14 protein-coding genes are annotated in these 19,696 nt (G+C 70.0%); 8 read left to right on the top strand and 6 right to left on the bottom strand.

The window, feature by feature from the left end:
* Window positions 1-14: 14 nt before the first annotated feature.
* From V6U77_RS17010 to V6U77_RS16995, 4 genes are read left to right on the top strand one after another with little or no spacing between them, the layout of a single operon-like run.
* The gene (locus V6U77_RS17010; protein WP_334607307.1) at window positions 15-416 is read left to right on the top strand and encodes a YbaB/EbfC family nucleoid-associated protein; all 402 of its coding nucleotides are present in this window, start codon (window positions 15-17) and stop codon (window positions 414-416) included.
* Complete coding sequence (locus V6U77_RS17005; RefSeq protein ID WP_334607306.1) at window positions 403-723, top strand: type VII secretion target; 321 nt, start codon at window positions 403-405, stop codon at window positions 721-723. The genes V6U77_RS17010 and V6U77_RS17005 overlap by 14 nt, the downstream gene beginning before the upstream one ends.
* Window positions 720-2,027 (top strand): WXG100-like domain-containing protein, encoded by a 1,308-nt coding sequence (locus V6U77_RS17000; protein ID WP_334607305.1) that lies wholly within the window; start codon window positions 720-722, stop codon window positions 2,025-2,027. The genes V6U77_RS17005 and V6U77_RS17000 overlap by 4 nt, the downstream gene beginning before the upstream one ends.
* A complete protein-coding gene (locus V6U77_RS16995) occupies window positions 2,027-2,443 on the top strand; it encodes a hypothetical protein (RefSeq protein WP_334607304.1) in 417 nt (138 codons plus the stop codon). The genes V6U77_RS17000 and V6U77_RS16995 overlap by 1 nt, the downstream gene beginning before the upstream one ends.
* 191 nt (window positions 2,444-2,634) lie before the next feature.
* Here V6U77_RS16995 and V6U77_RS16990 read toward each other — a convergent pair whose 3' ends face one another.
* The 5 genes from V6U77_RS16990 to V6U77_RS16970 all read right to left on the bottom strand — a co-directional run bounded on the left by V6U77_RS16990 (window position 2,635) and on the right by V6U77_RS16970 (window position 13,035).
* Window positions 2,635-2,886 (bottom strand): hypothetical protein, encoded by a 252-nt coding sequence (locus V6U77_RS16990; protein WP_334607303.1) that lies wholly within the window; start codon window positions 2,884-2,886, stop codon window positions 2,635-2,637.
* Window positions 2,883-3,185: a DivIVA domain-containing protein gene (locus tag V6U77_RS16985; protein ID WP_334607302.1), complete on the bottom strand. Its 303-nt coding sequence runs from the start codon at window positions 3,183-3,185 to the stop codon at window positions 2,883-2,885. The genes V6U77_RS16990 and V6U77_RS16985 overlap by 4 nt, the downstream gene beginning before the upstream one ends.
* Window positions 3,186-3,444: 259 nt before the next feature.
* Complete coding sequence (locus tag V6U77_RS16980; RefSeq protein ID WP_334607301.1) at window positions 3,445-4,377, bottom strand: serine/threonine-protein kinase; 933 nt, start codon at window positions 4,375-4,377, stop codon at window positions 3,445-3,447.
* Window positions 4,378-4,429: 52 nt separating this feature from the next.
* Window positions 4,430-6,613 (bottom strand): UvrD-helicase domain-containing protein, encoded by a 2,184-nt coding sequence (locus V6U77_RS16975; RefSeq protein WP_334607300.1) that lies wholly within the window; start codon window positions 6,611-6,613, stop codon window positions 4,430-4,432.
* Complete coding sequence (locus V6U77_RS16970) at window positions 6,610-13,035, bottom strand: DEAD/DEAH box helicase (RefSeq protein WP_334607299.1); 6,426 nt, start codon at window positions 13,033-13,035, stop codon at window positions 6,610-6,612. Before V6U77_RS16970 ends, V6U77_RS16975 begins: the two co-directional genes overlap by 4 nt.
* A gap of 161 nt (window positions 13,036-13,196) precedes the next feature.
* Between V6U77_RS16970 and V6U77_RS16965 the strand changes: the two genes are divergently transcribed.
* Genes V6U77_RS16965 through V6U77_RS16955 form a run of 3 tightly spaced genes read left to right on the top strand, consistent with a single transcriptional unit; the run spans window position 13,197 to window position 17,417 of the window.
* Window positions 13,197-15,482 (top strand): CBS domain-containing protein, encoded by a 2,286-nt coding sequence (locus V6U77_RS16965; protein ID WP_334607328.1) that lies wholly within the window; start codon window positions 13,197-13,199, stop codon window positions 15,480-15,482.
* Entirely contained in the window at window positions 15,479-16,441 is a 963-nt protein-coding gene (locus V6U77_RS16960; protein WP_334607298.1) for a hypothetical protein, read from the top strand. Before V6U77_RS16965 ends, V6U77_RS16960 begins: the two co-directional genes overlap by 4 nt.
* A gap of 55 nt (window positions 16,442-16,496) precedes the next feature.
* Window positions 16,497-17,417 (top strand): hypothetical protein, encoded by a 921-nt coding sequence (locus V6U77_RS16955; protein WP_334607297.1) that lies wholly within the window; start codon window positions 16,497-16,499, stop codon window positions 17,415-17,417.
* 73 nt (window positions 17,418-17,490) lie between these two features.
* Here the strand turns inward: V6U77_RS16955 and V6U77_RS16950 are convergent, their stop codons facing one another.
* Window positions 17,491-17,700 carry a hypothetical protein gene (locus V6U77_RS16950; protein ID WP_334607296.1) on the bottom strand — a complete coding sequence of 70 codons (210 nt, stop codon included), beginning with the start codon at window positions 17,698-17,700 and terminating at the stop codon, window positions 17,491-17,493.
* Between the two features lie 572 nt (window positions 17,701-18,272).
* On the opposite strand from V6U77_RS16950, the gene V6U77_RS16945 reads away from it, so the two are divergent.
* The gene (locus tag V6U77_RS16945) at window positions 18,273-19,685 is read left to right on the top strand and encodes a hypothetical protein (protein WP_334607295.1); all 1,413 of its coding nucleotides are present in this window, start codon (window positions 18,273-18,275) and stop codon (window positions 19,683-19,685) included.
* Window positions 19,686-19,696: the final 11 nt, after the last annotated feature.

Raw genomic sequence — 19,696 nt, 5'->3', positions numbered from 1 at the left:
GGGGAGGGTCAGGCATGTGGGCGGACGAGGCCGCGCTGGACGAGGCAACGCGCCGACTCGACGGCTGGGAAGCGTCCATCGCGAACCGGGCGGCCCAGGCCAAGGAGCTGGCTTCGCGGGTGCAGGCGATGAGGGGCACGGCGACCAGCGCCGATCGGACGATCCAGGTCACCGTCGACGCGTCGGGCCTGCTGGTCGACCTGCGGCTGGACGAACGCACCCGACAACACTCCGCGACGCACACCGCCCGACAGATCCTGGACACCACCCGAGCTGCGCACGCCGACCTGCTGAACAGGATCACCGAGGCGACCACGGCCATCCTCGATGACGAGGATCCGACCGCGGCGGCGCTGGTCGAGTCGTACCGCCGCCGGCTGGATCCCGACCGGGACACACCGGATGCCCGGCGCTGACGGCATCCAGGTCGACCCCGACGACCTGACCCGCCACGCCGCACGCCTCGACCGCCGCGCCGACAGCCTCGACACCGCCCGCCAGGCCGGCCAGCACGTCCGGTTAAGTGCCGAGGCGTACGGGCGGCTCTGCGCGATCATGCCGGTGGTGCTCGACGGCCTCCAGCAGACCCTGGTCCAGGGCATCGGCACCGCGGCCGGCTCGGTGCGCGACACCGCCGACAGACTGCGGACCGGCGCCGAGCGCTACCGCGCCTCCGACGCCCGGGCCGAGCAGGCCTTGCAACGGATACGGGACAACCGGTGACCACCAACCCGCTGGTCGCCTCGGCCGTCCACACCCCGCCCAGCGCCTGGGCCGGCATCTGGATCTGCGAGGACATCGAGCTCATCGCCCAGGGCGTCCGCAACGGCAGCTGGATCGACGGCACCCTCGGCGTGGTCAGCGCCGGCCTGGACGCCCTCGCCTTCGTCTCCGATCCGGTCGGCGCGCTGCTCCAGTACGGCATCGCCTGGCTGATCGAGCACGTCAAGCCGCTCAGCGAGGCACTCGACTGGCTCGCGGGCGACCCGGCACAGATCACCGCCCACGCCCAGACCTGGCGCAACGTCGCCGCATCGCTGCGCAGGGAGGCCGCCGAACTGGCCGCCGCCGTCCGCACCGACGTCGCAGGTTGGGGTGGCGGCGCCGGCCCCGCCTACCGGGCCTGGGCCGCCGAGCAGCAGCAGGCCATCGGCGGGCTGGCCCAGGGCGCCGACACCCTCGCCGCCATCACCGAAGGAGCCGCCGGCCTGGTGGCCGCCGTCCGGCTACTGGTCCGCGACGCCATCGCCACCTGCGTCTCCCGGCTCATCGTGTACGCCGGCGAACTGGTCGTCACCGGCGGGCTCGCCGCGCCGCTAGTGGTGGAGCAGGTGACGACGTTGGTGGCGTCGTGGGCGGCGCGGATCGCACGGCTGCTGCGGGGGCTGCTGGCGAGCCTGCGGCGGCTGATGCCGGAGATCCGGCGGCTCGGCGACCTGATCGAAAAACTGAAGCAGGCGCTCAACCGGATCGCCGGGATAGGCCCCTCCGATCGCATGGGGAGACGCCGGGACTGGGCGAACCCGGAGGACCGACCGATCGCACCGCAGCGACCACCAGACTCGCTCCTGCCCGCGGGCGACCCGGTGTATCACACGAACCATTCCACGGTAATTGGGTACGACGCGAGAACGATGCGCAACATGGAGAAGGTTCTCCCCCTTGAAGGCCACCATGATGTCGTCGTACATGGCACCGACAAGGGGTTCTTCGTCCCCGGTAAGGTCTCTGCCGCAGGCGATGACATGAACGGGGTTCCGACCAGTGCGGCACAGATCGTCATGGCGCTCAAGGAGAACCCTGCCTACGGCGGAGGGCCCGTCCGGCTCGTTTCCTGCAACTCCGGGGCGATCGACCCGAAGGCGCTCAACTCCGTGCCGCTCGCCCAACAGGTCGCCGACGAACTCGGCGTCAGCGTGGTGGCCCCAACAGAAAGGGTGGGCACGAACCGGTGGGCGGCGGAACCGGAGCGCCCCACCGTGGCCGACGGGGGCACATGGGTGACCTTCGAACCGAGGAGACAATGATGAAGACTGTCGGCTTCTTCCGCGAACTCGGACCGAACCCGGTTGAGGTCTACGCGGAGAGCATCCACGACCATCTGGACGGCACGCCACTACCGGACGCCGCTCTGGTGATCCAGTATCTGCGCGCCGGCCACGACCTGATCGACGTGATGGGGGCCGAGTCAGACGTTCTAGGCAGTGAGAAATTCATCATCGGTGGGGCGTCGGTGATGACCGACGGCGAATGGATCTGGCGCGAGGACCTGCGGTTCTACGTGGCCACCTACCATGTGGGTCTTCCCGAGGATTTCCTAGCCTCCGTGCGGGCCAACAACTATCGGGTTCCCACCCTTCAGATCGAGGAACTCCGTGCGGCCAGCATAGAGGCGATGCGCATCCTCGGATTCCACCAGGCCCCGTTCCCTCCGCTCGCGTGAGAGCGAACCGGCGCCGTCCCGGCTTCCCGTCACTCGTCGGCGCCACGCGCACGGGTGCGGGTCATGGCGGACGTATGGCCACCGAGCTTTCAGGCCGGTACACCGTTGAGTACTTCGACGGGCGGGCCGGAAGCCTGGTTTTCGCTGGGTTGCAGGACGGACAAGCAACCGCAGCCAGCGCTCGTCCGCCCTCACCGACGCAAGCTGCGGGAGCACTCGCCGTCGTGGCCGTCGCGGAGCACGCAGCGCCGACCACCCGGCAGCCGCACGTCGCAGAAGACCCGGTGCCGGAGGAACTGCCGGTCCTCCTCGGAGACGGTGGTCTCCCCCGGGTCGGTCGTCGGCAGCACGGACATCCACCGGCCGACGACCCGGGCCAGGCGCTGCGCGGCGGGCAGGTCGGCGGCGACGACCGGCAGGTGGATCACGTACCGCCGGGTCATCGGGTTCGGACCCGGTCGGTGCCGGCCTGGTCGGACTGCCAGGCACGCAGCGCCAGCTTGATCCGTGCGGTCTCGCGGCGGCTCTCGGCGAGGGCGTCGTGCAGCGCGGCCATGTCGACGGCGACCCGGTCGAGAAAGGCGTAGACGTCGTCGGGATCCAGGCCACGGCGTCCGAACCGGGTCAGCGGAAAGTGGCGCTCGCGCACCTGCCACGGCAACAGGCTGAGGTATGCCCGAGAGCGGTAGGTCGTTCCGCCGTTTTCCGGAAACGGCCTCTGATTGCGAATGCTCATCTCCATTTACCTTCCTGTCGTGGAAGGGGTGGGTCCGCCCGTCCTCCCCGTACGGGCGGACCCACCCCGCCCGAACACCGCAGCTTCACTCAGCGGTACGGCATCCGGGCTGCTCAGCGAGGGTGCGGTGGGGAAGCACGGTGGCCGGTCCGGGAGGACTGGTCCCGGCCGCCGTGCTGTCGTCATCCTGTGACGCTTCGCAGGGCAGCGCAACGTCTGGCAACGCGATTGATCGGAGCCGAACCGCTTTTCTTCTCCGGACCGCTCAGCAGTTACAGGAACGCGTCGCACCATGTTGCGAGCTGGAATTCGACGTGGCGGAGATGAGTTTTGTGAGCCACTCTCCAACCCGTTTCCCTCCGTCGTCGACGAAGGGCACCAGGATCTGCTCGACCTCGACGGCCGACGCCGGCCGCTCCGTAGGCTCCTTGGCGAGGAGGCAGAACAGGAGGTGGGCCAGGTCGTCCGGCACGTCCGAGCGGTGCTCGGTGACGATCGGGATCGGCGAGTGCAGGTGCCGGCGCAGCATGTCGAGGGTGTTCGCGGCCTCGTACGGCGGTTTTCCGGCGAGCATCTCGAAAAGGATGCAGCCCAGTGCGTAGAGGTCGGCGGCCGGTCCGACCGGATCGCCTGCGGCCTGCTCGGGCGCAAGGTAGGCCGGTGTGCCAAGTGTGCGGCCGGTGGCGGTGAGGCGGGAGGTATCGGCCGTGCCGAGCAGCGCGGCCACCCCGAAGTCCAGAACCTTCACCACGCCCGACGGCGCGATCATGACGTTCTGGGGCTTGAGGTCGCGGTGCACGAGCGATGCCGCGTGGGCGGCCGAGAGCACGCCACAGATCTGCGCGGCGACCGACGCCGCCTCGGCCACGGAGAGCTGTCCCTGCTCCGCGATGTGGTCGGCGAGGACGATCCCACGGACCAACTGCATGACGAGGTAGAGATCTTCGCCGTGCTCACCGAGGTCGTGCACGGCGGGCACGCCAGGGTGCTCGAGGCGGGCCGTCGCTTTCGCCTCGCGCCGGAACCGCTTGACGGCAGTCTCCCGCTCGTCCTGCGGTATCTCCAGCTTCCGGAGGAACTTGATGGCCACCGGCCGGTCGAGTCGCTCGTCGAGGCCGGCCCAGACCTGCCCCATCCCGCCGCGCCCGATTGGGTAGGTCAGCTCGTAGCGGCCCCCGATGCGGTCCCCCACCTGCACGAACGCCTCCCCGTAGTCACCTGCTCCGTCCCCGCCTCAACGAACCCGATGATCACGGTAGTCGTCGCTGTACGAGCCGGCTGGTGAGGAACGGGCTAGGCGTACCGTGCCAGAACACCGCCAACTGGTCGCGGGGACGGGTGGCGGCGACGAAGAGCAAAGAACGGTCCCGCTGGCGCTCACGCTGGTAGCGCTTCGGGTCGGTGTCCCGGTACCGGCTGATCATCTGCCGGGGCACGAGGCCGTCGCTGACCCCGGCAATGATCATGCGCTGGTATTCGAGCCCCTTGAACCGGTGCATGGTGCCGACGTGGACGCCATCGCTCCGCTTCGGGCCGTCGGGCCCGATCTCCACCGCCGGCACCCCGTCGGCCTCCAGCCGACTGATGACGTCCACAGCGAATTCCCTCGTTGGCACGCAGATCGCCACGGAGCCGTCGGTCGGGCCGCCCCAGTCGCGCAGTTGCTCGGCGATGAGGTCCCTTTCCTGCGACCAGGTCGGTGCGCCGCGAAAGACCGGGTGTGCTCCGCGCAGCAGCGAGCGGTAGCCGGCCAGGTCCTCCTCACCGCCGTCCAGGTCGTCGTACACCTCGCCCGTCATGATCTGAAGGGCGTCGGCCAGGATCTGCCGGGTGGTGCGGTAGCTCAGGGTCAGTCGGGACGATCGGCCGCGGATGTTGACGCCCAGGCTGCTCAGCGTCACATGGTTCTCGTAGATCCGCTGGTGCGTGTCGCCGGTGAGGAACATGTCGTCCGGGCCGGGAACGACCATGGCGCGCAACATCTTCCAGTGCGCGGCACCGAGGTCCTGCGCCTCGTCGACGACGATGTGCCGGTAACGCGGACGATGGAATCCGCCGGAGGATCCGCCGCCGGGGGCGCTGTCGCCGGACGCGGCCCGGTCCATCTCGAGGCGGGCAGCCCGCTGGGCCACCTGGTGCCAGGTCCAGACGCCCTGTCCCTCGAGCCAGGTGGTGAAGCGCTCGGTCAGCTGCCAGATCTGGTCGCGTTCAACGCGGGTCAGGCTGCGACCGCGGTTGGGGCGACGGGCCTTGAAGTAGTCGGTGCGCGAGTTGAGCACCTGGCCGAGGATCACCTGGGTCCACTCGGCGGCGAGGAACTCCGCGTCCCAGCCGGACGCTCCGGTCTCGATCAGGAACTCGCTCCACAGATCGGGGACCCGGTTGTCGTCGACGACCCGCCGGCTGCCGCCCGCCTTCGCCTCGGTCACCACGCGGCTTGCCAGCCGGTCGATGTTGACGATGTCGACCCGGGCCACCAGTTCCTGCCCGCCGAGGGCGAGCAGCCGGGTACGCAGGTCGGCGGCGAGGTTGCGGTTGAAGGTGGTGAGCAGGATCGGTCGGTCCGTCCCGGGCGGCAACTGCCGGGCGAGGTGCGCCACCCGGTGCAGCGCGACGATCGTCTTCCCGGTGCCGGGTCCGCCACCGACCCGGGCAGGGCCCTTGTACTGCTTTTCCACCAGCTTGCGCTGCGTGGGGTGCAGGAAGATCTGCCACCGCTCGAAGGCCTCGCCGATGATCGCCTGCAACGCCTCGTCGTCCGAGGTGACCTGCGTGGCGGGACGTTGCACCGCCGCCTCGAAGTCGTCCGGGTCGACCGGGTCGTCGGCTCGTACCGGGTCGGTGACCTGCTTGAGCACCTCGTCGTAGGGCGTGCCGTCGAAGAGGGCGAAGAGCACGTCGGTGGTGAGCTGGGGTGCCCGGTCGAGCAGCTCCAGCAGTTCGGTCTCGCCGGTGAGTTCGCGGATCTGCGGCAGCAGTGGCTCGGAGACGCCCAACTCCAGCAACTGTGCGTCGGTGTAGGCGTCGAAGAGGGGCTTCCGCGTGGGCTCCGGCTCAACCTCGGGGGGCACGACCCGGCCGACGATGCTGTCGCCGACCGGTGCCAGGTCGACGACCTCGATGCCGCCGGTCACCCGGTTGATCCGGTACGCGTAGCGCGACAGGTCGTCGTACACCTCGCCACGGTGCTTGACCGCGACGAGCAGGTAGTCCCGCTCGGCGATGTGCAGGAGCAGCGCGCGGTAGTCCCTGTTGACGCGGGCGGACATCAGCCGGGAGTCGCCGTTGAGCGACTTGAGGCTGAGGCCGGGGTTGTCCGGGTTGTGCCGGAACTTGTGCATGAATTCGTAGACCGCGCCGATGTCGGCGCGGGTGAGCTTCATGACCTCCTTGTCGGCGCGGTCCAGCATCCGCAGCGTGGCTCCGGTGTTCATCGGCTCTCTCCCCCGTTCGCGGCAAGCTGCGCCACCAACTCCTCGACCGACCATTCCCGCGCGGTCCGCGCGTGCCAACCCGCCTCGGCGTACGCCCGGTCCCGGTCTGCTGCCTCCGGGTCGCCGGGCGGACCGGTGAGGACGACGGCGATGCGTCGATCTGGCCAGGCGAGCTCGGCGGGCCACGCCTGGTCGCCCAGTTCGTAACCGACGATCGGCGCAGGGAGGTTCTGTTGCGCGAGCTGCCGCACGAGAAGCTCCAGCGTGGTCTCGTCGCGGTCCATGTACTGCACCACCTCGCGCCAGGGCGACTCGTCGTCGACCGGGTCGGATCGGGTCGTCGCCGGTTGGGACGCGACGCCGAGCCAGGTGGCCGTCTCCTCGTCGAGCGGCAACGCGCGCCGCGTCAGGGCGAGTCCGGTGCCTTCGGTGACGGCCATGGAGGCGGGATCGAAGGCGTCCAGGGCGGAGAGCGCGAGCTGGCCGGCGTCGCCGCCGCCCCCGGTGAGGAACTGGATGACGTTGCCCCAGGTCAGCCACGCGGCCCAGCGCTTCTTGTGCCCGTCGCCGGCGACCGCCGCGGGCCGGTCGTCGATCACGGTGAGCGCCGAGAAGGTCGGCAACGGCCTGCTGCGCCCGTCGACGACGACGGTCATCGGGCAGTCCGCGTTGTCCCGGGAACGGGCGACCATGATGTGGCGCGCGGTGGTCGCCGGCATCGGCTCTCCGCGCAACGCGGCCAGCAGCCGCTGCGCCACTCCGCTGGAATCGGTGCCGCTGTTCTGCTCGGCCTGCTTCAGCATGCCCCAGACCGCCGCTTCCGCCCGCCGCTGCCAGCGGGTCAGGTCCGGATCGGCGAGGAAGCGCATCAGCTGGTCGACGGGGTTGACCCAGACGGTGTCCTCGAGCTCGTCCGGGTCGGCACCGGGAAGGAACCTCCGGTAGTTGTCACGGGCTGCCTGCTTGCAGACACCGCCGTACGGCACCCACCGGCCGTGTCCCTCCGTGCTTCCCCAGGTCTTGACGTCATCCCAGGTGGCAGCGAAGACCAGGTAACCGTGCGCCCGCAGCCGGGCCCGCTTCTCGGCGTCGTCGGCGAGCCGGTTGTGTTGGGCGGTGGCGTGGTATTTGAACCCGTCGAGGTAGACCGCCACCTCGGGCGACGGCGCGTCGAGGCGGGTGAAATGCACGTCGGGTCGCGTGCCCCGCACCGTGTTCTGCAGCTTCATCTGCCAGTGCGTGAGTTTCCGCCCGCCGTCGCTGACGAAGCGCAGGTCGGCGATCCGGGCGCCGTCGTGATCCCGGCGCCGGTCGATGCGCAGCCCGGAGCCCGGCGTCTCGCCGAGGGCCAGTAGCTTGGTCAGGAACTGCAACTCCAGCTCGCTCTCCACCTGGTGGATCAGCGAGATCTCGTCGGTGCGGGTGCCTTCCTCGACGTCCCACGTGTCGAGGAGCTTGTCGAGCATGCCCAGCGCCTCGTCCCGGCTCATCAGGGCGAAGTGTTCGTTGCGGGCGTAGCGCAGCAGGCAGCGGTGACACACCGGCTTCGCCTCGTGCCGGCAGTCGCAGTCGGCGATCCGTTGTCGGGCCAGCTCCAGCACGGTACGGAACTCCTGCGACCTGGCGAGGCGGTGCAGGTATCCCGTGCCCTGCGGCTGGGTGTCGTAGACGACCACGAAGTTGCGGGTGCCGTCGCTCTGCCCGTCGGGCATCGTGGCCGCGACGGTCTCCAGGTGGGCGGGCTCGCCGCCGTACTTCGCGGCGATGCCGAGGCGGACGGCGGCGGCGAAGGACAGCAGCCGCTCCTGCACCAGGGCGGTGGCGGCGGGGATCAGGATGCGCAGCGCCTCGGTCTCCAACTCGTGGGCCAGGATCAGGTCCACGTGGGTGTCCGGCGTCGCCGCCGAGCGCCGGTACGCACACCAGGGCCGGTGATGCTCGGCGCCTGGCCCGACGGTCGCGCCGGAGGCCTGGGCGGCGAGCTGCTGGCCCGCCGTCGGGAGACCGTCCACGGTGGTGCCCCCGCACGAGGTGCAGGTGTGGAACCGGTTGATCCGCACCTCGGCACCGGCGAACAGTTCCGCCGCCCGGTCGTAACGCTGGGCGCCGAGGTTGAAGTGGCGGATCATGGCATGCCGGGTGTAGTCCACGCCGAAGGTGTCGTGGGCGTGCCGCCAGGACGAGTCGACCCTGGCCGGGTCGATGTCGACCGCGATGGTGCTGGCGTAGAAGCGGCGGTTCCGGTCGTCGCTGTCGTCGCGGATCCGCGCGTCGTCGCGCTTGTCCCGGCTGTAGACCCTGGTCGGCCGGAGCACCTGGAACAAGCGGCCGTGGTCGGCGATGCCCCGGTCGTCGCAGCGCGGACAGGGGCTGGTGTCCTCCTTGGCGAGGTGGGTGCGGACGTGACCGCACTGGGCGCAGACCCGCCACTGCTCGTACGCGGGCCGGTCGACCGGGCCCACGTCGAGTCCGGAGATCTCGTGTTGGTAGCCGCGCACGTAGTAGCTGTTGCCGGGGGCGATCTCGACGAGGGCCTGGCGGGCGGGGCGGGCGTACTCCCGCAACTCGCTGTGGAAGCGGCGATCCCCGTCGATCTGCTCCTCCCAGGTGAGGGTGGCCTCGAGATCGGTGCGGGTGTCGATGAGGGCGTAGTTGGGCAGCAGACCGAACTCGACGAGGGTGCCGTGTGCGGCGGCGCCACCGACCTCCCGCAGCCGCCGGCGGACGGCGAACTCCTCCGCCTTCAGCATCCTGATCTCACGGGCGTGGTCCGGGTCGCTGGCCACCAGGGTGCCCCGTGCCGCCGCGATCTCCCGCAGCCGGCGCCGCAGGTCGGACAGATGGGCCTCCCATGCCTCACTGGCTTCCTTGGCCCGGTGCACGATTCCGTCGGCCGCGAACTGGCGAAGCTGCTCGGCGGCCTCGGGCAGGATCTTGTCGCCGAAGAGCGCCAGGAAGTCCGCCACCAGTCGGACGCCGTCGCGACGGCCGGCATCGACGAGGGTGGCCAGCCAGCCGCTCGGGCCGAACAGGACGTGCGCCCGGCGGGGCATCGGCAGCACCCCGGCCAGCCGGCCCCGGGCGGCCACGTCGATCAGGTGGGCGAGGTACTGGCGGCGCAGGATCTCCACGGCGGACAGAAAGCAGCCGGGCGGGACGATCTGCCCGGCGATCATGTCCCTCGGCTCGGTCAGGTAGTAGCGGTCGCGGTCGGAGCGGCCGACCAGGGTGAGCACGAGCGCGTTGCCGCTGCGGCGGCCGGCGCGGCCGGCCCGCTGCACGTAGTTGGCCGGCCCGTGCGGCAGCGACGCCAGCACCACGGCGGAGAGCGCCCCGATGTCGATACCCATCTCCAGGGTGGGCGTGCACGAGAGCACGTTCGGGTCCTTGTAGCTGCGTCCCTCGCGGAACTGCCGCTCCACGGTCTCCCGCTGGGCGCGGGTGAGCATGCCGGTGTGTTCGCCGGTGACCACCCGGAAGACCCGGCTCTCCAGGTACAAGCGCCGGTAGTAGTCGTCGGGCGCGGTGTCGTCGTGCACGGCGCGCAGCCGACCCCGACAGCGGTACTGCCGGCACGGCTGGCCGATCCAGTCGCCCACCCGGTCCGGGTGCTCGGTCTGCTGCCAGTGGCAGGTGTCGCAGCCGACACCGGCGCGTACGGCGTCGGCGTCGGAGAGCCGGGTGACCCGCAGGTGGCCGGGGAGCACCCCGTACACCGTGTTGCCGTCGTCGGTGTCGGCGGCGGCGACGATGCCGGCGGCCGCCAGGGCCGGCAGCAACCGGGAGAGGTAGCCGGCGGTGTCGCCGGGGTCGAGGCCGAGGCAGCGCGAAGTCCAGTCCTGGTACCAGTTTCCCCGTGCGGTGAGCACGTCGAACTCCGAGCGGGTCTTCGGCGTCGCCAGCAGGAAGGCGGGCGCGGACAGCCCCTTCGGGAACGCCGGCATGCCGGCGGGCCGGCCACCCCAGACCTGCCACCGGGTGCCGCCACGCCGCAGGTACGGCACCAGCCACTCGTGGTAGACGGCCCCCCGGGCTCGCAACCGCTCCAGCAGGCCCCGCAGGAACGCGAGGTAGCGAGCGGCGTCGGGTGGTGTTACCCCGAGCTGACCGGCGCCCGTGAGGTGCACGTCCCGGCAGATCGCGGCCGCGGCGGCCGGGTCGTCGAGGGTGACCTGGACGGCCATGCTACGGGTCAGCTCCAGGGTGCGGCCCTGACGGGAGCGCAGGCCGGTTTCCATCACGGTGGCGAAGACGAGGCGCTCGGCGATCAGCGTCCAGGTCTCCCGGCTGCCGTTGTGTTCCCCGGCGAGCAGGCTGTCGACACCCGGCTGGTCGTGCAGGTCGGGCGGCACGACTGTGGAAAGGACGGCCGGCTCGGCCGCCGCCTCGATCATCCGTACGACGAGGTCGTCCAGCCCGATCGTCTCCCCCGGGCTGAGCTGGTCGGCGAGCAGGGACCGCAGGCTGAACGCGTACGACCGGTTGGCGACGAAGCCGGCGCGGTGCGCGGCGTCCTGTACGGAGTCGTTGAACAGCAGGGTCTTCTTCTCGGCCTCGTCGAGTTCGCCGCCGGTGAAGAGCTGGGTGATCGCCACCGAGGCGAGGGTGGCGAGGCCGGCGCCGAGGAAGCGGATGCCGTGGTCCAGCTCGCAGGACGGGCAGCGGTCCTTCTCCGCCGCGTCGACGGCGGTGAGGTCGCCGAGCACCACGATCGCGTCGTCGCTGTGCTCCCGGTCCTTCTGCGGGTCGAAGGGGCGCACGCGGCGGCCGTACTCCAGCACCAGCAGGCCGGCCGAACGCTGTCGTACCTCGTCGTCGGTGGCCGCGATCAGCGCGCGGACGCGGCGCTTGTCGCGGCCCACGCTGGCCCGGTAGATCTTGTCGGGGTCGGTCTCCAGTTCCTGCGGGTCCTTTTCGGGCGACAGCGCCATCCAGCCGGACCGGCCGCAGTGCCGGCAGTAGACGGCCGGCAGCCGAGGGTGGCGGGTGTCGGCCACCACGAGGTCGGCTTCGGCGGCGTACGGGTCCAGCTCGCGGGGTGCCTCGCCGTACCAGCCGAAGGCCGCCTGGTGGGAGGCGCCGCGCAGCAGCCGGGAGACGGCCCGGACCCACAGGTGGGTCTCGATGTTGAGCAGCGGCCGGTCGGGGTCGTCCGGGTTACGGGCCACCGACAGCAGGCCGACGAAGCGGGCGAGGGCCCGTGCGGTGATCTCGGGGCGGGTCTTCATGGCGCTGCCCCACCCGGTGGCGTTCTTGCGGGGCAGCACCTCGATGATCTCGTCGAGGGTGCGCGGCGCCGAGCCGAGGGAGTCGAGCACCGCCTTGGTCAGGGGATGGCGCCGCAGCAGCCCGCCGAGGCGGGCCGGGTCGAACAGGCACGCCTCGCCGAGCACCAACTCGGCCACCTCGGCCATCATCCGCTGCGGGTCGCGGCCGTCGACGGCGACGATCTGCTCGGGGGTGGGCAGCGGCAGGCTGAAGTCCTGGTGGCTGATGAACTCGCCCGAGGCGTAGCGGTCCTCCCCGACCAGGGACGCGGCGTCGAAGGCGACACCGAAGACCTGCTCGGCGACCTCGCGGATCGCGGCCCGGCCGTCCCGTCCGCCGCCCTCGCCGAGGGTCGCGGAGGTGGCCACCGGGCAAATCGGCCCGAGCGGGCGGCCCGGCTCGTCGAGCCCGAGCGCGGCGGCGAGGCGGCGCAGCAGCATCGCCACGTCGGTGCCCTGCGCGCCGTCGTAGGTGTGGAACTCGTCGAGCACCACGTACGCCGGTGCGGCGTCCTGCCACAGCGGCAGGTCGTCGGCGCGCTGGAGCAGCAGGTCCAGCATCTTGTAGTTGGTGATCAGGATGTCCGGCGGGGTGCGCCGCATCTCGGAGCGCTTGGTGAACACGTGCCGGTACTCGATCTTCGCGACGTCGCCGATGTAGAGGCCGGCGGTGACGCCGGCGAGCGCCGGATCGGTGAGCAGTTCGTTGATGCGCTGCGTCTGGTCGGTCGCGAGGGCGTTCATCGGATAGAGCAGGATCGCCTTGATCCCTGCCCTGCCCTGCTGCCGCTGGCGGCGGCAGTGGTCCAGCACCGGGATCAGGAACGACTCGGTCTTGCCGGAACCGGTGCCGGTGGTGATCAACGTCGGCTCGGCCGCCCTACCCCTCGTCGACAGCCGGGCGAACGCGCGCGCCTGGTGCGACCAGGGGGTGAAATCGGCCGGCGCCCAGTCCAGGCCCGCCCGCCAGCCGCCCTCCGCCGTGCGGAAGGGGGTGCGGATCCGCAGGTACGGCCCGCGGAAGATGCCCTGCTCCGGATGGGAGAGGAAGCCCTCCAGCCCTTGGCGTACGCCTTCGTCGGTTAGGCCGAAGGTGGTGGTGAGGTACTGGGTGAGGGTCCGGCGCAGGGTGTCGGCGGCGATGGTCGGCCTCATGAGCGGATCACCCGGGGCATGCTACGTCAGCATCCACTGTGGTGCGCCGACGACAATCCTTAGGGGATCACGAGTCGGGTTCGCGACAGACGGGCTTGCCCAGCACCGCCTAGGCTGCGACGACTTGAGACCAATGGACGGGCGAATCATCCGTGACCAATATGAACAGCACGGGTCAGCATATTTGCCGCAACTGCGGCGTGATCTGCGTCCGAGATGCCGGCGGTTGGGTACACCCGGAGCCGTGGTGCACGCTCAAGGCAGGACGAGTCTGTGATCAGGCGCAGCCCCTGCGCGAGGCCACGTCCCAGGAAGCCAAGCGCGGCGCCATGCAGCTCATCAGACGCGACCGATGGATGAGGGAGGAGCAGCTCCAACAGCTTGCGGTGCCGGCGGGCAGCGACGTCGAGGTAGCGATCGTCGGGTGCTACCAGCTCCACCCGACCGCTCACGAGCATCCACGTGGCTGGGGCTACCTGGCCAGCGACGGCCACTACGGCTTTGGCGCTACCACTACCCGCCGTCGTTTCGACGGCGACGGAGAACTGGCGGCGGAGGCGCGGAGTCTCTTCTGGGCCCTTCGGAAACTGGTGCCCTCGTACCATGTGACGGTCGTAACGGACTATTCAGAGATCGCCGACATGGTCAACGCCTGGCGGGCCGGCGACGTGACCGCAGCCCCCCGGGGCTACGACCGGTCCGACCGCCCTTCGGGCCGGGAGGCCAAGCTCATGTACATCGCTGCGCGCGTGCACCGGTACGCCGATGCCATCCACGTCCGACTCGTGGACGACTACACCGACACGAACCTCGGCCGAGGTGCGGACCAGCTTTCTCTCATCGGGTGGCAGTGGTGCGCCGGCGAAATGACGAAGACCATGGCCCATGAGCTGGCCCTCGCGAATGCCAGTACGACCCTCAACGTCGATCCCCTCATCGTGCCGCGGCAGGTGGCGACGCCGGATGAGGAGGAACACGAGCCCGGCCAGCAAGAAGAGCCAGATTCAGCGGATTTCCAGCCCCTTACGTCGCCGCAGAGCGGGAGCGCGAGTATGTCAGCCAGTTCGTCCCGGAGCCGTCGGGAACTTCTTATCAACGGCCGTAGGGTCCGCATCGCCGACCTGATAGACGCCAGGCTTCTCGCGCCAGGCACCGAGCTGACCTACCAGCAGCGCATTGGCGAGACACCCCACCGGGCAACAGTCACGGCGCGCGGGCAACTGCGGCTTCGTGACGGCCGGGAGTTCGACACCCCATCCCGGGCCGCCGCCACGGTTGCCGGTGTCCGTGCAGTTCCGGGTTGGGCTGTCTGGCACGTCCAGCCCGGCGGCCAGACGCTGCACCAGCTCCGGCTCAAGCTACTCAAGGACGTCACCGAGGAGGTGACTTCGGACCAGACGCAGGAGGAAGCAGAGGCGGTGCGGCGCCGCTTCAGCGCTCTCGAGGAGGCCCGCACTGAAGCTGAGGCTGGCAAGCCTCGGACCCTCACCGTGCGCGAGTTCATCAAGTACTGGAGCCTGCATGACCGCGATCGGGCGGCCAACGTGCAGATCGACGCGGACCTCGCGAACCACGGCCTCACGACGGTGCCCGACTTCCGCGCAGTCAGCCTGGACAAGACGATCCGGATCGTAGCGCTACCGGATGACGGGACAGCCGACACGGAGGCGCCAACCGACGGAGGCAAACCGACGCCCTCAGACATCAACGAGGAGAGCGTCGACATCGGCCTCACCCTGGGCAACCTGCTGCCGGGCGACATGTCCCTGGTCTCGGTTCCGCCCACGGCGTCGTTCGAGAGGGCCATCACCGCCATGCAGGTGGACGACTTCTCCCAGCTCGCCGTGCTGGCCGACCCACACACCCTGGATGGCGCCGTGACCTGGGAGTCAATCGCTGCGGCGAGACACCGGGACCGGGCCGCCACCTTCAGCGACGCCATCGACCGCCGGGCACGGGAGCGGGTGTTCGACTACGACACCCGGCTACTCGACGTGTTGGAGACGCTGCAACAGGACGGCTTCATCTTCGTCCGCGATGATCAGAAGAAGATCAGCGGAATCATCACGGCCGCAGACGTCGTCCGCAAGTACGACGACACGGCCACGCCGTTCTTTCTAATCGGCGAGATCGACCAGGAGCTACGGCATCTTCTTCAGAACACGTTCGACGAAGAGACGGTCCGCCAGGCGTGCGTGTCGGCCAAGCTCAACTTCAAGTCGTTCGACTCGATGTCCATCGGTCAGTACCAGGCCGTACTCGACAATCCGGAATGCTGGAAGCAGCTCGACTGGCCGCTCGATCGCAAGACTTTCATCGCACGCCTCGACGAACTGCGTAAGGTGCGGAACAACGTCATGCACTTCAACCCGGATCCGGTCAGGCCCACCGAAGTGCGGAAGCTACGTAACTTCCTCCGTCTCATCCGCCAGTACGGCGGCCGATGACCCACACGTTCCAGCTCGACGGTGAGACGTACCGGCTTGACGCCGACGCGGTCCGTGCCGGGCTGAAGTACCAGGTTCGCGAGGACGTCCGTGACCACTGGGTGGAGGTCGACGGTGAGCGGTGGCCCGTGAAGCAGGTGTTCGGGGCTGCCCTCGGTCTTCGCCGGAGCGCGTTCACCTCGCACATCGCTCTCCGGCAACTCCGAGCCGTCGGCTTCACCACCAGCAGACTTCCCGCCAAAGGTGCGCACGGTGACGCCGGCCGGACGACGTCCGTTCCTTCAGATGCCGGGGCAGACCCCACGGAGGCGTTCGCGACGCTGCTCGCCTTCATCGCCTCGGCCGATCTGACCGGACGCATCGCCGCCCTCGAAGCTGACATGGACGGCGCCGATCGCTCGGCCGCGGCGGACCTTGCCAAGGATTCCGGCTTGGATCTGGATCTCCTGCTCGCCGCACTGCTCGTGCGCAAACACGCCGGCCGACTCAGCGACATCATCCACGCTGCCGTGATCACGCAGGTCGTACCGCTGATCCTTGAGAACGGCGAGCGGGTGCTGCGCCGGCCGTCTCTGGCGGCTGGGAATGACCCGAGCAGGCCTTACGACCTGGAGACCGATCGCCGGGTCGCCGAGTTCAAGATGTCGGTCTGGAAGGGCGCCGACGCGATGCGCCAACGCGGCGCCTTCGCTGACCTGGTGCATCTCGCCCTGGACCAGTCCGGCCGGCGGGCCCAACTCTACGTTGCCGGGCCCCCGGCGATCCGCTTTTTGCGTTCCGCAAAAGGCTCCGCTGCTTGGGGTTTGAACCGGTCCTCGCCCGTGCTTCGGCAGCGGTTCGAAGAGCGGTTCGGTTCCTTGGACGTCCCGATCCGTGACTTCACCGCCGGGCCGGCGAAGCACGTCGAACTATTCGACCTGGCCAGCCTGCTGCCGGCGATCACCCCGGCCATCTCGTGACGACCGCGAGCCGAAGCGGTGCCAAAACACCGTCCCGACGATCCGAGGTGGGGCCATGCCGGCGCTGACCAATGAGGTGAAGAACACCAAGAGCCCGGTGGCACGGTGGCTTCGCACGACGTTTCCGCATCACCGGGACGTGCAGGCCGCCTACCGGGAAGCCGCCGGTCCTGCCCTGGTGCTGCCGTCCTCGGCGGTCGCGCTCGGGACGCAGGGTGCGGCCATCGACTGGTGGCTGCGGTTCCTGATCGACCCGGCACCCTCAGTCGGTCTTACAGCAGCGGGGCTTCGCTCGGGTCGCGCCCCCTGCGAACGGGCCGGCCTCGAACTGCTGCGCGACCTGGGTACTATCGACAACGGCGACTCGCTTGGACCAGTACGCCCGGCCCAGCTCACCGACCGTTCCGACGAGTGGTGGGCGCGGGTGTCGTACGCGCTGGCGCTGCTGGTGGAGTTGTACCGGGCACCCATGGTCGACGGCTCCCGGCTGATGCGGCTCGGCCCGGCCAGCCGGGCGGCGGACCTTCTGGCGTTGGCCAACGCCGAGGAGGTCGCCGACCTGATCGCGATGAGGGATCTCGCAGTCGAGCGACTGCTGCCTGCGCTGCCCTCCGGAGCGGTGACGACGGGGGCGACGTTCGACGGCAGCGCCGACATCCACGCCGACGCGGACCTCATCGTCGGCGGGATGCTGGTGGACTTCAAAGCCGGACAGGGCGGCCGGCCGCGCGCGAATGGCAGCCGGGCCACCGTGCTGCGCCGGGAGGATCTGGACCAGTTGCTGGGGTACGCGCTCCTGGACTACTCCGACGCGTTCGGGCTGCGCGCCGTGGGCGTCTACGCGGCGCGCTTCGGGCACTTCGTGTCGTGGCCGCTCGCGGAGCTCTGTACCCGCCTGGCGGGTCGGCCGGTCGACCTCGGTGCGCTGCGGCGGGAGTTCGCCCAGGTCGTACGGCTCGAACTGCCGGCTCATTGAAGCAAGTCAATCACGGCCCGGCTGCACAGCCGGACGTGGCTCGCCCAAACACCGCCAACCACCTCCTGAACCGTCAGAAGCGGCTGCCGCCGAAGGAGATGTCGCCGTGCACGTCACGCGCCTGCACGACGGACCCGCTGACGTCTTCGGACACCGTGTTCGTCACATTGCCCTGGTTGGCCGCGACGGTGGCCTCGACCTGGGCGAAGCGGGCACGAAACTCGGCGCCGAAGGCGGGATCGCTCAATGCCTCCTGTTCGAGAAGTGCGGCCGGGCGCCGCACCGTGTCCGGGGTGGGTTGACGGAGCGCGAGTTCGACGGCCTCCCGGCTGCCGCCTCCCGACGGAACCGCTGCTGAAGGTACCCGGCCAGTCCTGACACGGCCGACCGGACATTCGCCGCGAGTTCGGTGGTCGCCCAGGTGACCAGGGTCGTCGCCGCTGCGAGCATCAACAGGTCGTCCAACACCTCACCCTCAGCAGTGTCAACGCTCGGTTTCCGGGCACAAGCCCACTTTAATCCAGCCTCCTCGATGGTTACCATCGGTGTCCGCCCTCGGGGACGCCTGGCAGCTCGCCTGACGCTGGACCATCTCGCGAGGGCGCTGGTCGCGCCGGGCGCCCCGAGGAGGCGCGCCAATGGGGGCGTGAGGCGGTCGCGCTGCTGGCCACGTTCCCCGACCCCCGTGCCGCGAGCCTCCGCACGCGCGTCGAGCAGTTTCTCCCGACGGAGTTCCGTTGACGAGATGCGCTGTGGCATGAACGTCACCCTGCCAGAGAACATTGACACTCTGGCACTTCTCGATGACCCTGTGTGTTCGGACCCGTACGGGTGATCGGCATCGGGGGTGGCCGGGTGGATCTCGACTCGCTCGTACGATCGCTCGGGCGCAAGTCGACGCTCACGGTCCAGTCCTCGGAGGAACTCGTCGCGGAGGTACGCCGGCAGGCCGAGAAGGTTGAGGACCGCGAGGCGTACCGGTATGCCAAGACGTTGTCCCCGGTGCCGATCGGCCCGGGGGTGCGTGCCAGCCCGGCGCAGGTGCTGCACGAGCTGGGCGTGGCCACGACGTTCCTGACCGCCTCGCCCCTGGCGCAGGTGGCCCGGCACTGGGCGCATGTGCGCTACTGCGCAACGCTGACCTCACGCAGCGGCTGCCTCGCACTGTCCCCGCACGCTGGCAACGTGGTCTACCACCACAAGGTGGCGCAGTCCGAGCAGTTGGGCATCGGGCTGGCGCTTACGGTCGCGAAGACGGTGCTGCGGCGGCAGCACCCGCACTGGGACTTCCACGCCGTCGACGCGGAGGTGGCGTTGAAGGCCGGCTTCCTTGACGGCGTCGGCGAGGTCGACACCGCGTCAAAGACCAAGAGGCGGCCGGACTACATCCTGCTTGGGCATCACAGCTCCGGCCGGCGCAGCGGCGTGAAGATCGTGATCCTGGAGTGCAAGGGCACCCACAAGTCGCCTACCTTCGCGTACGAGCAGTTGGCGCGTGCCGCCGCGCAGGTCGACGCGCTGCGGGTAGCCGGGCACCGACAGCCGTCGCTGATGGTGGCGTCGTACCTGAGCGGAAGCCGAATCACGTCGTATGTCCTCGATCCGCCAGGTGACGGCGAGCTGTGGTCCGGCGCGGACGACGACCTGGACGAGCTGCTGCGCGCGGCCCCCGACGACCAGGACTGGCGGGCCCGGCCCGCGGTCCCCGACGACGCGCTCGCCGTGCCGGTTCCCATCGACGGCGCTCCCTCGCCGGCCGACACGCAGGTGCCGCCCACCGGGGAGCCGCCGCCCGGAGCGCCCGACGTGTTCGACATCCCCGCCGAGCAACGCGGCTGGTTCACCCAGATCCTGACCCGGACGGCGGCGGCGACCACGCTGCTCTTCGCGGGTGACAACGCGACGGCCCGCGGCTATGCCACGCCCCGGCAGCGCGGGGAGCCGGCGGCGCCGGCGCAGGATGCCCTGTTTGAGCCGGAGCTGCCGTGGACGTCGAGCACCGCCCAGACGCTGCCGCTGCGCGACGGCCTGCGCGCCGAGGGCACCCGCTACCTCGCTCCGCTGCCCGGCGGCCGGACCCTCGAGGTGTTTCGGGGCGTGGAGAGCGGGCTGTACCGGCATCTCGCGGAGGGCCGGATCGGTGCGTACCTGCGGGCGGCTCCGCGCGTCTTCGACAGGTGGTCGGCGTCGCGCCGGCAGGGCGAGGTCTTCTCGCTGGGCCGCGACGGCACCGTCCTCGTCGTGCGCCCCGCCGACAAACAGCGTTGACACCTGCACGA

Origin of the sequence: Micromonospora sp. CPCC 205546 (assembly GCF_036902715.1) — a bacterium.
Lineage (GTDB): Bacteria > Actinomycetota > Actinomycetes > Mycobacteriales > Micromonosporaceae > Micromonospora.
The sequence above is the reverse complement of the archived record's forward strand: the minus strand, read 5'-3'. Positions and strand labels throughout refer to the sequence as shown.